Raw genomic sequence first — 13572 nt, forward strand, 5'->3', positions numbered from 1 at the left:
GCGTATGGAAAGCCTCAGTTCGGCCAGGGCGGGGCGATCCGGTAGCCGTCGCGGCCGGCTTGCTTGGCCTGGTACAGGGCGGCGTCGGCAGCCTCGAACAGGCGCGCGGGGCCGTCGTCAGGGCCGGGCAGCACGCTGCAAACACCGATGGTGACGGTGGTCCTGGTCTTGCTGTGGTGGATCTTGTCGACGGGGATGCTGAGCTGGCGTACCCGGCTGACCAAGGTCTGTACCAGCTGCTCGGCCCCGGCCGGCGGGGTGTCAGGTAGGATCAGGGCGAATTCGTCGCCGCCGAAGCGCGCAGCCAGATCGCGGGGGCGCCGGGCCATGTCATCAATCGTGCGTGCCAGATAGCGCAGCAGGCGATCCCCAACCTGGTGGCCATAGGTGTCGTTGCAGGCCTTGAAGTGATCCACGTCGATCAACAACAGGGTGAGCGGACGACCGCTACGGCGGGCCGCATCGTTCTCACGGCGCAGGGTTTCCTCGAAGCGCATGCGATTGGCCAATCCGGTCAGCGTGTCGCGGTTGGCCTGGCGGCGCCAGTAGCGCATCTGCCACAAAGTCCAGAACAGCAGCATGCCGGCGAAACCAAACGTCGCTGACACAGGTGCGAACCACAGGTTGCCCGCATGCAGCAGGCCCAGGCTCAGCAGCAGCGGAACCGGCAGCGCGAGTGCGCCAAACAGCCAGCGCGAACGGAGCCCGGAGGTGATGCCCAGTGCCGCCAGCGCCACCAGCACCGTACTGATCGCGGTCTGGACGAGGGATGGCAAGGTGCGGATGCTGTTCCCGGCCAGCAGCATCGAGGCGACATTGGCCTGGTACTCGCTACCGCTCATCCAGTTGTCGCGGGACGTGGGGGTAAGCAGGCGCGGGGCAATGCCGCTGGCGGTCATGCCAACGATGATCAGTCGTCCCTTGAGCAGATCGGCGGGTATCCGGTCTTCAAGCACGTCGACATACGACATCTGCGGAAAGCTGCCCGGCGGTCCGGCATAGCGCAGCCGCACATAGTGGTCGCGATGCCATTGATAGGGCGAGTTGTTGCGCGGCGTTGGATCGGGCAAGCCGGGGAGCTGGCCATTCACTCCGGACAAGGCGGCACCCAGCGCCAACCAATGCGGCGAGCCGATCCCGGCCTTCAGGTAGAGGCCACGTGCGATGCCATCGGCATCGACTTCGATATCCGTGTGTGCCAGCGATGCGGCGGCGTTGGCGATTACCGGCACCGGTAGCAATTCCTCGGGTACCGCCTCGGCGGTCGCCGGTGCAGCCATCACCGGCAGGACTACCCGACCGTTGCGGCGGATCGCCGCTGCCAATGCTTCATCCTGGCGGGGGTCCTTGCGATCGGCCTCCGGAAACATCAGATCCAGTGCCACGCGCTCGACGCCGGCCTGCCGCAGGCGTTCCAGCAGGCGTGCGTGGGTGCTGCGCGGCCACGGCCATTGGCCCAGCTCCTGCAGGCTGCGGTCGTCGATCGCGATGATTGCCAGGCGGGGATCGGGTGGGTAATCCCAGTCACCGACCAACGCGTCGTAACTGGTGACATCCTGCTGCCAGAACACACGGCTATGGCTGGCCCAGGCAACGATCAGGCAACAGGCAATGACGAACAGCAGCCGGTAACGCCAGCGCGGGCGTAAAGGCCTCATAGGGCGAGCAACAACAAGGCACCCGCGCCGGCGCCGTAACACAGCCGGCAGGGCAGTTTGATCTGCTGGGGCGCGGAGAACGCGCCGGCGTAGCCGTCATCGGCGATGCTCTGCACGCGTACATGCAAGGTTCCGCCACGCCAGGGGCGCTTCAGGGAAACCTCTGGGGCATCCAGCTGTTGATCCAGCAACAGCTTCGAAAAACCGGCGTCGCGCGCGATCTGCACCCGATAGTGGAGGGCGTCGCTGTCGGCCGGCCAACGCAAGGTCAGCAGACCTTTTTGGCCATTGTTTGTATCCAGTGGCGTCGCCACCTGCGCATCGCTGACCTGCAGCGGCAGCGCCTGGCCGTAGCGGCCGGCGCTGTTGTGGGCATCAAGCGAGGCCACGCGCCAGAAGTAGTCACCCGCTGGCAGCGGGCTGCGGATGCGCAGCTTCTGGTTGCTGCTCTGCTGTTCGACCAGTGGCTGCAGGAAGTTGGGGTTGTCGGCGATCTGCAGGACGGTGCCGGTGGCACCAGTGACCTTGGCCCATTCAAAACGTGGCTGCGGCTGGTGCACGGTCTGTCCATGCAGTGGCGCGACGGTCAACGGTGCAGGCAGTCCATCGGGTACCGCGAAGTCCCGTTCGGCATCCAAGCCTTCAACACCATCGGCATCGATGGCCCGCACCAGCAGGCGCAGTTGGCCTGCTGGCAGGTCATTGATCTGGATCTGCGTTGCGCTGACCTCGCGGGCGAACAGCTGTATATCCGGGGTTGCGGCCAGCACCACTTCCACCCGATAGCGTGTTGCGCCGTCCAGCGATCGCCACGCAGCGAGCAGCGGCAGAGGTTGCAGGCGCAGCTGCGCGTCCAACAGTTGTGGCGCGGGCAGTAGCGGCTGTGCCGCACTCGGTGCATTGCCTTGCGAACGAATCAAGGTGGCGTGGCCGCCGCCGATGATCCGGTTACCAGTACGGTTGCCTACCTGCACACGGCCTTCGACGACTTCGGTGCTTGCCGGACTGTTCTGGTCACCTGCGTTTACCCGGAACAAGGTGCCGCGCACGCTGCTGGTCGCGGTAGGGGCGGTGATGATGTAGCGCGAAGCAGGGCCACGCGCCGGCGTTACATGGCTGCTGCTACGCCCACGTTGCAGGCGCACCCGCGTATCCACCATGCCGGTGGCGCCGTAGCTGCTGAGCTGGTCCAGCTGCAGTTGCGAGTTCTCGCGCAGTTGCAGTCGAGAGTCGTCGGCAAAGACAAGGGTGACGCTGGCGTCCTCGCCGGTCTGCAGCTGGGTGCCGATGGGCAACAACATATCCGCTTGCAATGGCCGGCTACCGTTGACCGGGTCGCTGACCTGCACCTGGCCACGCAAGGCGGCCACCCGCGCTGGCGCGGGCTGCACGCGCAGCCAGATGATCGGAAAGCGCAGGGTCTGCCCGGGCACCAGCCGGTACGGGTCGCTGATCCGGTTATGCGCCTGCAGCTGCTGCCACTGCACGTCGTTTTTCAGATAACGGGCGCCCAGATCCCACAGCGTGTCGCCGGGCCGTGCGCGGTAATTCCAGTCCTGGGCGCTGGCGATGCCCGCCCAGCAAAACAGCAATGCAACAGCAAGCAGCTGCAGCAACGATGGGCGTACGGCGGTATTTCTCACGGCCACTTTGGCTCCAAAAACGCGTGTCCGTTACGCTGGCATCGTGCTGACTGCAACTTCATCACCCTCTGGTCCAAGTGGCCGTGATAGATATCACGGCAGGATCATCTGGTGAAAAGCTGCCAATTTCCGTGCAATTGACGCACAAATTGTACTGTCTGGTGCCAGATCAGAACAGGAGCGAGGACATCTTGCGGCGGTAGCGGCCCACCAGGTCCTCGTCCTCGATGACGCGGAACGCATCGATCAAGGCCTTCTTGGGCAGGCTGTCGCGGAAACCGCGGTCAATCCGCAGCATCTCGATGAACTGCTCCAGCGCGCCTTCGTCCTCGCCGGCCAGTAGATGGTGGATGCCGAGCAGATAGCGTGCTTCCAGATCATTGCCATCGGCCTGGACGCGCGCTGCCACCACGTCGGCGGCCGGTGCATCCTGCAATGCCGCGGCGAAATCCAGACGCGCCCGCGCACGGATGGCGCGATCATCGGTGGCAAGGTTGGCCGGCAAGCCATCCAGCAGCGGACCTGCTTCGCTGGTTGCGCCGATCTTGAGCAGGGCCAGCGCCAGGTCGAGCTTGAGCTCGGCCTTGTCCGGTTCGGCACTGATGGCTTCACGCAGTGCAGCGACCTCGGCCTGCGGGTCCAACGGCAGGGCTTCGACTTCGGTTTCAAGCGCGGCGGCTTCGGCCGGAACCACCCCGTGCTGGGTCAGGAACTCGCGGAGCTGGCCTTCGGGCATCGCGCCGGGGAAGCCATCAACAATCTGCCCGTCCTTGATCAGGAAAACCGTGGGTACCGAGCGGATCTGGAAGGCGGCAGCAATCTGCTGCTCCTTGTCCACATCGACCTTTGCCAGCTCGAACGCACCGTTGTACTCGCCTGCGAGCTTTTCCAGGATCGGCCCCAGGCTCTTGCAGGGCCCACACCAGGTCGCCCAGAAATCAACCAGCACGGGGGTCTGCGAGGATTTCTGCAGGACCTCGGCTTCGAAGGTTTCGGTGGTGGCCTCGAATACGTGGGGAAGATCGCTCATGGCTGGCTACGTTGCTGTCAGGAAATCCCTTTATGGCGACGCAGGGGCGGGTTCTCAACTGTCAGCGGTAGTTGCTGACTGTTTTGAGCAAGCTTGCAGGGGTGGGAGGCTTGTGCTGCTTGGGTTTGCTGGTCTTTCGGGGATGTGGGTAAGGCCCCTGCCGAGCATGGCTCGGCACTACAGGCTACGCCGCACTTCCGGTAGAGCCGAGCCATGCTCGGCTGGAGCGTTGCCGGTGTTGCTGGCGATGCGCTTGGCTCCCTCCCTTTCGCATAGCGAAGGGGAGGGCTGGGGAGGGGTTGGCTCTTCGCTGGCAGGTGGATTGCTGGCTTCGCGGCTTACGCCGCTCCTACAGCCGGGTTGGATTGCTGGTGGAGCCTCTGCCGAGCATGGCTCGGCACTACAGGCGATCCTGCATGCTCGGCCGAGGGGGCAACGGCGATCATTGAAAAACGCCGCTTCCTTGCGGGAAGCGGCGTTCTTGTTCTGCGTACCGCTGAGGTGCGGTGCTCAGGGGTGGCTGGCGGGTTCCTGGGCCGGGGCGTGCGGTACCACTGCGGCAGGCGGGGCCACGCTGGGGGTGGCTGGCAGGGTCAGCTCGGGATTGACCTGCTGCGCCTGCAAGGCCTTGATCTGCTGGTTCAAGGCTTCCAGTTGGGAATTGGTGGCGCGCAGGTCGGTGCTCAATGCCACTGCCTGCTGCTTGCGCTCCTGCAAGGCATTGCTGACCTGCAGGGACTGCTGGCGCTGCTGTTCCACTTCCTGTTGCAGGCCGCGCAGGCGGCGTTCGTTCATGGCTACCAGCTTCTCGCTGTAGGCCTTGCCGGCCTGCAGACGCACGGTATCCAGATAGACCTGGGCCAACTGCTTGGTCTGGTCGGCGAAGGTCAGGTAGAGCGTCTCGGCGTTCTCCACCGACTCGGTGCGGATCACACGCCAGAATTCCTTCTCGTGGAACAGCGCCACGTAGTAGTTCAAGGAGTCGGCGTGGAACAGCAGGCTGGCGCCGTAGTTGCCGTTATAGGTGGTACGCAGTTCTGTCAGGGCGTTGTTGCCCATCAGCCGTTGCAGCTCGGCGACGGTATTGCCCACGGCGCTGTCTTCGCTGTTGGCGGGGGCAGCCGGTACTTCGGCCTCACCACGTTGCCAGCGTCCGGCCATTGCAGCGGGGGCCGTCAGCAGGCCGACAACAAGCAACAGCGCGCAGCCAAACCGGCTCGGAAGCATCTCGATCCTTCTCATAAGTCCTCGTAATTCCCCCGAATTGCGATGGTCGTCGCATTTGGTGAATGCGCCGGATTCGTAGCCGAGCATAGCACGCGTTCCGGCGACGAAAAGCCCGCTGGCGCGGGCGTTTCACTGTTTGGGATGGCGCTCATTCGACCAGTTGGCCGCGGCCGCACTGGATCGATTGCATGTGCACGTCGGTACGGCCCAGTTGCAGGCCCAGGACCTCGGACAGCAGCTGCGACAACAGCTTGCCGACACCGTCCAGCAGCGGCCGCAGAATACTGTCGACCACTGGCTTGAGCAGCAGGCACAACGCGCTGCTGCAGGTGCCGCCGCCGGTAACCGGGTTGTAGCTGCCGTTGCCGCTGAGCCCACCGGGTTTGGTCTGCAGGTACTTGGCCAGTGCATTGCTGACGCAGTCATTGAAGGCCAGGCCGGCGATCAAGCCCTGGCAGGAGGTCAGCCCTAGCACGTCGAGCAGGCCGCCCAGCACGCTGGGCTTGCTGATCGTGGTCTCGTAGAGAAAGCCCTGCCAGACCTCCCCCTGGACCTTCTTCGGTGTGCAGCCGAGGATCCAGCTGTCGCAGGTGGGTATCTCGGTAGTCCAACTGCCCAATGCCGGCAGGTTGGCGGCGCTGTTGCCTTCCTTCAGGGCCTGGACCACGACGGCAGGTTGGTACAGCCCGTTCTTCTTGGTGGCTTCCAGGTACTGCACGGCGAGGTCTTTTGCGGCCGTGCTGCTGTTGCCTTGCGGGGTGAACAAGGACTGCACCGTGCCAAGCAGGGCATCGACCAGGTCGGAGACCAGCTTGCCGACTTTCAGGTCGTTCGGTTTGACCGTGCCGATCTGGCCTTCGCTCAGGATCAGCTGGTCGCGTTGCGACAGCGCCTCCAGGCTGATTTTCCTGGTCAGTACATCGCGGCCAAGCAGGCTGACCAGGATCTCCTCGCTCAGTCCGGTACGGCACAGCTCGCGGGTGGAGTTCCATGGCGTAGTGGCCTTGCCGATGCAGACATTGGCGATGGCGCTGGTGACGTCGACAGTGGCGGTCGCCGGTTGGACGGAGCAGTTGATCGCGGTGAGCTGGCCATAGCCATCGATCACATCGATATAGGTCGGCAGCTTGATCCGCGTGCCCAGCCAGTTCAGCACCGCGCCGAGTGCCGGGATGCGTTGCGAGTCGATATCCAGGAACAGGCGCACCTGGCTGTTGTAGGCGGTGGTGCCCACCGGGCCGATGCCGATGGAGGCAGGTTCGACGATGCTGGCCTTGGCCTTAAGCAAGCCGAGTACATCGAGCTGGGGCACTTCGACGGCGTGCTTGGAATTGGCGATGGAGATGGTGGTGCCGAGCAGGTCCAGGGCGTTGAGGTCAATGTCCAATGCACCACTTGCTGCTTCGCTGCCGCCGGCGATCTTGGCGAACAAGCCGCTGCTGCTGGCGTTGGAGCCCAGTTGCACCAGCACGTCGCTGATGCCAGCGCCCAGCAGCTTCTGCTGCAGCAGGCGCAGGTCCACGCCGGCCACCCCTTGCTGCCCCGCCAACGAAGCCATTATTTCAAGCAGCCTGCCTACGGAAACCTGGTTGGCGGCGAGCAGGTTGTTGAGGTCGCCGACGTTGATGTCGGTGGCGACCGGAATGCCCAGCGCCTGCAGCAGACCGCGCGGCGTGATCTTTACATCGGCCAGACCTTGGTAACTGGCGATCTGGGTCTGGGTCAGGTCGACACCAACCAGTCGCAGGATTCCCTGCAAGGGTGCGTTGCTGTTGACGTTGAGCAGGCGCGAGCCAACGCTGAAAGCCGCCTGCGGCGGCATGCGCCGGGCAACGGCGGTGGCGCTGATGCGTGGCAGGGAGGTGAGCTGGCCGAGCATCGGCACGGATTGCCTGGAGGCGGTGACCTGTACGGCATTCAGCGGGTGGCTGCTGCTGACGCTGACAAAGCGCGCGCCTGCTGGCAGCTCCGCGCCCCAGTAACCGCAGTTGATGGTCAGTTCACCACCGAACTGGTTGTCGGTCACCGCATTGCTGCGCGCCGCCAGGTTGTCCTTGTAGTCGGTGGTGCATTGCTCCAGCCGCTGCGCCCCGGCCAGCGCGGCCAGGTCGGCGGTCTTCTGTACGTCGCGCTTGCTCCAGTACAGGTAGCCGACTTCGATCAGGCCGAGTATCACCACCAGCCCGAGCAGCAACAACATCATCGGCAGGCCTGCGCCGCCACGTTGGCGTGCGCGTTGCGGGAGATCGTGGAGCGCGCGTGACAGCGAAAGCGTAGACGGGCGCGTGTGCATTGGGGGCCTCAGCGGCTGCCGCCGCCTTGCTTGGAGTCGGGAAGCGCGGCTTCGAAGTACTCGGGAATCGGGTGGTCGAAGCTCTTGAGGTAGCGCTGGTAGCTGCGGCTGGCCGCTTCGCCAAGCATCGGTAGTGCATTGCCGGCGCGGCTGCCGTCTGCCTGCATCTGTAGCAGGGCACGGGTGGTATCACCGATCTGCGAGCGCGGCTGCTCGATTGCGAACGCAAGTGTAGCGGCGGACGGCGAAGTGATGGCGCTCGCGTCGCTGTTTGTATTGGTGTTTGCAACGGGCGCAGTGGCATCGGTCATGCGTTCGATCAGCGGCGCATGCTGTGCAATAGCTTGTGTCGCCCAGAGCGTGCCAAACAGCAGTATCACGGCCAAGGGTGCGGTTCGGCTCATGGTGTTGCCTCCTGGGCGGTTGAGGTGGCAGGGCTGAAGCGGTCCAGCATCGAACCGGGCGGGCGTGTCGGCGTTGCACTTGCAGCTGGGCCCTGCTGCGCGGCCAGGGCTGGAGCACCGCCTGCAGCTGCCGAAGCGGGAGCGGCCGCTGCCAGCGGTTGCCGCAGGCGTTGCGAGAGCCGATAGATCTCGGCCTTGGTGGAAGGCGGCAGGTTTGCCCGTTGAATCATGCTTTCCGCCGCCGCTGGCTGTCCGGACAACAAGGCCCACAACGCAAGATTGGAGATGGCGCGGATGTTGTCGGGTCCCAGCTCCGCTGCCTTTGCCAGCGGTGCACGTGCCTGCTCGATCTGCCCTGCCTGCAGCAGCGCGAAACCGAGGTCGCTGAGGTAGGCGACATTGAGCGGATCGGCTCGGACGGCGCTGTCCAAGGCCTGTCGAGCACCGTCGAAATCACCGGTGCCGGCCGCGACCAGCCCAAGGCCATGCCAGGCCGCTGCCGATTGCGGGCCTTTGGTCAGGCCGCGATAGATCAGCGCTGCTGCGTCCGCATCGCCGGTTTCGCGCAGCGCGTTGGCCTGCAGGATGCGCAGTTCCGGGCTGTCGCCGAAGCGCTGGCGGAAGGCGTCGATATGCGCCAGCGAAGCGTAGTACGCGCCTTGCGCCTGCATCTGCTTGAGCAGCCCCAGGTACATGCCGCGATCATCCTGCGGTGCTTCCACCAGCGAGGGTTCAATCTGCGGCTGCTTATAGGCAGCGCGATTGCCGCCACAGCCGATCAGCAGGGCAGGTATCAAGATGCTCAGCAATGCGGTCGTCGTTCTCATTACATCCCCTTGATCGCGGCTGCCAGCGAAATGATCGCCGGCCCGGCCAATACCAGCATCAGGGCCGGCAGCAAGGTGATCATCATCACCACGGTCATCTTGACCGAGAGCTTGCCGACCTTCTCCTTCATCTTCATGCGGCGCTGTTCGCGCAGGCGCATGCCGAACTGTTTCAGTGGTTCCTGCACCGCACCGCCGTGCTGGTGTACCTGCAGCACCATCTGCATCAGGCTGCGCAGGTCCTCATTGCCGAACGATTCGGATAGTCGCCGCAAGGACTGTGCGCGACTGCGGCCGCGGCTGTAACCGGCGTTGGCCAGCTGCAGCTCCTTGCCCAGTACCGGAATGGCGATATGCAGCTTGTCGCCAATCATCTGCAGGCTCTGGTCGATGCTGAAGCCCACGCCCTGCAGCAGCCGCAGCAGGTCAATCAGCAAGGGTAGTTCGTCATCCACTTTCTTGCGCAGCCGCGCTGCCCAACTTCGCAGCAGCAGCTTGGGCAACAGGATGCCCAAGGCGAAGCCGACCAGCAGCAGGATCACCATGTCGCCGCCCTGTGGGCGCATAACCAGCACGGCGATGAAGGGCACCAACAAGGCCAGCACCAGCCGCGTGGCAAGGAAGGCCGCAGTGCCGGTGCTGTGGTTCCAGCCAACCTGTTCCAGCAGCAATCTATCCTCGGGCGCCAGCAATGCCGCCTGCAGGCGGCTGCCTTCGAAGTGTTGGCCGATGGCGGCCAGGTCGGCGAGCCGCCGCCGCCACCAGACCGGCTTGGGTGCGGTGTCATGCTCCACGTGCTGGGCGCTGTCCAATGCGCTCTGCAGTGCGGCGCCGGCCTGCTGGCTGCGGCGCCCGCGGTACAGCAGGCCAGCCGCGGCCAGTACCAGCGCCACCACGACCAACAGCATGGCGATCGTGTACAGCAGGTTCATGGTGCGCTCCGGGCGATGGCAACGGGTTGTGTCATAGCGATTTGGCCAGCCGGTACAGCAGGAAACCGCCAAACAGTTCCAGCAGCACCGCGATCAGCAGGATTTTCTTGCCAAGCGGGTCATGGAACATGGGCTGGAAAAAATCCGGGCTCATCAGCGCCATCGACAAGGCCGCGCCAACCGGCAGCAAGGCCAGTACCCAGGCTGACATGCGGGTCTCGGAGGTGGTGGCCTGCAGCTCGCGTTGCACTTCCTCCATGTCGCGCATGAAGTCGCTCATGCGTTGCAGGATCTGGTCGCTGCGGCCGCCGATGCGGATGCTGGTGCCGAGGATCACCGCCAGCATCTCCAGCGGGCGCAGCCGGTAAGCCTGGGCGGCATGTTGCAGGGCGCGGTCCAGGTCCATGCCGGCGCGGGTATAGCTCAGGGCGTTGTCGAGGATGGGCCGCAGCGGCGGATCGACGTTCTGGGTGGCACTCTGGAACGCCATCGACAAGCTGTTGCCGATGCCGGCCATGCGCACCATGTTTTCGAGGAAATCCGGCATCTGCGCGATCAGCCGCTGCTGCATCTTGTCGATGCGCCGATACAGCCACAGCGCCACGGCCAGCAGGTAGAGCGCGAGTACAAATGCGGCAAACCAGGCGCTGCCAAGACGCAGGCCGGCAGCGATGGTGACGACGATGCCGGGCAGGGCGATCAGCAGCAAGGTGCGTGGTGTGTCTTTCAGTCCTGCGCGGCGCAGCAGCTCGGCCCAGCGTTTGCCCTGCGGCCGTTGGTGGCGCGCTTCCTCGGCAGCGCGTACCGGGTCTGGTCGCGACAAGCGGGTGTCGGCATGGCTGGCGGCGGCACGCTGCTGCACTCGGGTGGCCAGCCCCCACCACAGGCCCATGGCAACCGCCACCAGCACCACGGCAAGGCTCCCGAGCAGCAGCGGCACCATCATGAAGAGAAGCTCCCCATGTTGGCCTCGCGCAGTTCCTGACGGAACGGTTCGAGCTTGTAGCAATGCGGGTGGAAGCCGAGGCCTATCCAGCGGTCGCGTTCGCGGCTTTCCTGGTCGACCCAGGTTTCATGCTTGAACAGCTCCTGGCTGGTGATGACGTTGTCACTGACGCCGGTGATTTCTGTGATCGAGGTGATGACACGACGGCCGCTGCCCAGTCGCGAGATCTGCACGATGAAGTCGATGGCGCTGGCGATCTGCCGGCGCAGACTGTCCTCGCTGCCCTGGAAGCCGGCAAAGCCAGCCAGCATTTCCAACCGGTACAGGCAGTCGCGGGCGTTGTTGGCGTGCACCGTGGCCATCGATCCGTCATGGCCGGTGTTCATCGCCTGCAGCATCTCCAGCACTTCGGCACCACGTACCTCGCCGACCACGATGCGGTCCGGGCGCATGCGCAGGCTGTTGCGGACCAGGTCGCGGATGCTGACCGCGCCGTTGCCATCAAAGCCACCCATGCGCGATTCCAGGCGAACCACATGCGGGTGGTTGAGTGCGAGCTCGGCGGTGTCCTCAACGGTGATGACGCGCTCGTTGTGCGGAATGAAGGTTGCCAGCGCGTTGAGCAGCGAGGTCTTGCCGGAGCTGGTGCCGCCGGAAATAAGAATGTTGCAGCGGCCACGCACCATGGCATTGAGCAGGGCGTACATCGGCTTGTCGAACGTGCCGCGGCCGAGCAGTTCGTCCGGTGTGAACGGGTCCTTGCGGAACTTGCGGATCGACACCATCGGCCCATCAACGGCCAGTGGCGAAATGATGGCGTTGAGGCGGCCGCCATTGGGCAGGCGTGCATCGACCATCGGATTGGAGTCGTCCAGACGGCGGCCGAGCGGCGCGATGATGCGGCGCAGGATGCGCAGCAGGTGGCGGTCATCGCTGAAGCGCTGCGTCGAACGCCGCAATATGCCACCGGCCGAGACGTGTACGTCCTTGTAGCCGTTGATCAGGATGTCTTCGATCTCGGGGTCGTGCAGCAGGTCATCCAATGGTCCAAAGCCGGTCAACTCCTTCTGCAAGGCGCTGGCGACCGCTTCCATTTCCTGCGCATTGACCGGGATCTTCCATTCCTTGACGAACGACGCAGTCTGCGTGCGTACGTACTTGCCGATGGTCTCCGGCGACCAGGAGTCGATATCGACGCGCTGGTCCTCGACATGGTTGAGCAGGTACTCATGGGCGGCGGACAACACGCTCTGGAACTGCTCGGTCTGCTCGAACGGCACGCTGGGTGTTGGCTCAGCCGACAGTGCTGCTGCGGCGATGCGCGGGGACAAGGGGGTGACTTTGTCTTCCATTGTTATCTACCCAGCAGATTGGCGAGGCGCGCCAGCGGCGACGCCGGCGCGGAGGTCGTAGGAGCAGCGAGGCGACGGTCCAGGCGTTGCAGCAGGGGCAGCATGGCCTTGAGGTAGGGGTCGCGTGGCGCCGCATCGGTCAGCAGGCGGCCCAGCCCGGCATTGGAGCGCAGCACCCGCGAGCGGTCCGGCAAGGTGGCCAGCAGCGGCAGATTGAAGCGCTGCGCGATCTGCGTATCGGCCAGGCCGCCATTGGGATCGAAACGATTGACGATCAGCCGCAGCCGGTCATCACGCAGGCCGCGGCTTTCCAGCTCACGCATGGTCTGGTCCAGCGACACCAGCGAGCCGATTGCCTGATCGGTGACCAACCAGACCTCGGAGGCGCTCTTGAGCAAGGTGGTGGGCAGCAGCTGCACGGGCAGGCCGCCTACGTCGCACAGGCTCAGCGGGAACACGCTGCGCAGGCGGTCGAGCAGGGCGATGGGTTCGTGTTTCTTCAGCAACGTACCGCTCGTGATGCCGAGCAAGGCGAGGCCGCTGGGGTGATGGGCGAACGCGGTGCCGGCGAAGGTGCGGTCCATGCGCTCGACGTTGCGCAGCGCCTCTTCATAGCTGAAGTGGCTCTCCATGCCCAGATACAAGGCGGCATCGGCGGACGGCTGGCCAAGGTCGATCAGCAACAGCCAGCTCTGCAGCGCCGCCATGTCTGGCGAGGTCGGGTTCTGTTCGGCCAGGCTTACGCCCAGATGGGTTGCCAGGGTGCTGGTGCCAACGCCTGGGCGTACCCCAAGCAGCACGATCAGGCGGCCGTCTGCGCGGACCTCTGCCGCCGCCGCGGGACGCGCTGGACTGGGCGCGGCGGCCACGCGCTCGAATACTTCCAGCATCTGCGCGGGGCTGTTGTCGATGTCGACGAAGTCGCAGACGCCTGCGCGCATTGCCGCCAACAGGTGTGCGGCTTGTTCCGGACCCGTGGTGCCCAGCCCGATCAAGGCCGGGCAGCCTGCGATGGCATGCAGTTGGCGCGCGATATCGGTGGAATAGGTGGCATTGCCACCGCAGTAATCGAGCAGCACGAAGGCGCTGCCTGCGCCATCGAGCAATTGCTTTGGCGTGGTTTCGCGGCTGTCCACCCAGCGCAGATTTGCCTGCCCAGCCAGCACTGCGCCCAGGCGCGCCATATGGCGGTTATCCGGTGCGTACAGCAGCAGATTCAATTCTGTATGGCTGTGGGTCTGGGGCAAAGGCATCACCGGT

At 64.7% G+C, this 13572-nt stretch carries 11 protein-coding genes; all 11 read right to left on the minus strand.

From position 1 onward, the window contains the following. Window positions 1-14: 14 nt before the first annotated feature. The 11 genes from Q5Z11_RS07850 to Q5Z11_RS07900 all read right to left on the minus strand — a co-directional run bounded on the left by Q5Z11_RS07850 (window position 15) and on the right by Q5Z11_RS07900 (window position 13559). Window positions 15-1658, minus strand: a complete 1644-nt coding sequence (locus tag Q5Z11_RS07850) for a CHASE2 domain-containing protein (RefSeq protein WP_303749476.1) — start codon at window positions 1656-1658, stop codon at window positions 15-17. Further along, window positions 1655-3301, minus strand: a complete 1647-nt coding sequence (locus tag Q5Z11_RS07855) for a FecR family protein (protein ID WP_303749477.1) — start codon at window positions 3299-3301, stop codon at window positions 1655-1657. Before Q5Z11_RS07855 ends, Q5Z11_RS07850 begins: the two co-directional genes overlap by 4 nt. A 169-nt stretch (window positions 3302-3470) precedes the next feature. Next, window positions 3471-4331 carry a thioredoxin gene (gene trxA / locus Q5Z11_RS07860; RefSeq protein WP_303749478.1) on the minus strand — a complete coding sequence of 287 codons (861 nt, stop codon included), beginning with the start codon at window positions 4329-4331 and terminating at the stop codon, window positions 3471-3473. A 510-nt stretch (window positions 4332-4841) separates the two neighbouring features. Next, on the minus strand, window positions 4842-5492 hold the full coding sequence (locus tag Q5Z11_RS07865) for a DUF2968 domain-containing protein (protein WP_303749479.1): 651 nt from the start codon (window positions 5490-5492) through the stop codon (window positions 4842-4844). A gap of 214 nt (window positions 5493-5706) precedes the next feature. Then, the gene (locus Q5Z11_RS07870; RefSeq protein WP_303749480.1) at window positions 5707-7851 is read right to left on the minus strand and encodes a TadG family pilus assembly protein; all 2145 of its coding nucleotides are present in this window, start codon (window positions 7849-7851) and stop codon (window positions 5707-5709) included. Window positions 7852-7859: 8 nt separating this feature from the next. Further along, on the minus strand, window positions 7860-8255 hold the full coding sequence (locus Q5Z11_RS07875) for a DUF3613 domain-containing protein (RefSeq protein ID WP_303749481.1): 396 nt from the start codon (window positions 8253-8255) through the stop codon (window positions 7860-7862). Continuing rightward, window positions 8252-9082, minus strand: coding sequence for a tetratricopeptide repeat protein (locus Q5Z11_RS07880; RefSeq protein WP_303749482.1), 831 nt, complete (start codon window positions 9080-9082; stop codon window positions 8252-8254). The genes Q5Z11_RS07875 and Q5Z11_RS07880 overlap by 4 nt, the downstream gene beginning before the upstream one ends. Then, the gene (locus Q5Z11_RS07885; protein ID WP_303749483.1) at window positions 9082-10014 is read right to left on the minus strand and encodes a type II secretion system F family protein; all 933 of its coding nucleotides are present in this window, start codon (window positions 10012-10014) and stop codon (window positions 9082-9084) included. The genes Q5Z11_RS07880 and Q5Z11_RS07885 overlap by 1 nt, the downstream gene beginning before the upstream one ends. A gap of 31 nt (window positions 10015-10045) precedes the next feature. Then, the gene (locus Q5Z11_RS07890) at window positions 10046-10960 is read right to left on the minus strand and encodes a type II secretion system F family protein (protein ID WP_303749484.1); all 915 of its coding nucleotides are present in this window, start codon (window positions 10958-10960) and stop codon (window positions 10046-10048) included. After that, window positions 10957-12312 (minus strand): CpaF family protein, encoded by a 1356-nt coding sequence (locus tag Q5Z11_RS07895; RefSeq protein ID WP_303749485.1) that lies wholly within the window; start codon window positions 12310-12312, stop codon window positions 10957-10959. Before Q5Z11_RS07895 ends, Q5Z11_RS07890 begins: the two co-directional genes overlap by 4 nt. Window positions 12313-12314: 2 nt before the next feature. Next, window positions 12315-13559: an AAA family ATPase gene (locus Q5Z11_RS07900; protein ID WP_303749486.1), complete on the minus strand. Its 1245-nt coding sequence runs from the start codon at window positions 13557-13559 to the stop codon at window positions 12315-12317. Between the last annotated feature and the right edge of the window lie 13 nt (window positions 13560-13572).

Origin of the sequence: Stenotrophomonas sp. 610A2 (assembly GCF_030549615.1) — a bacterium.
Lineage (GTDB): Bacteria > Pseudomonadota > Gammaproteobacteria > Xanthomonadales > Xanthomonadaceae > Stenotrophomonas > Stenotrophomonas pigmentata.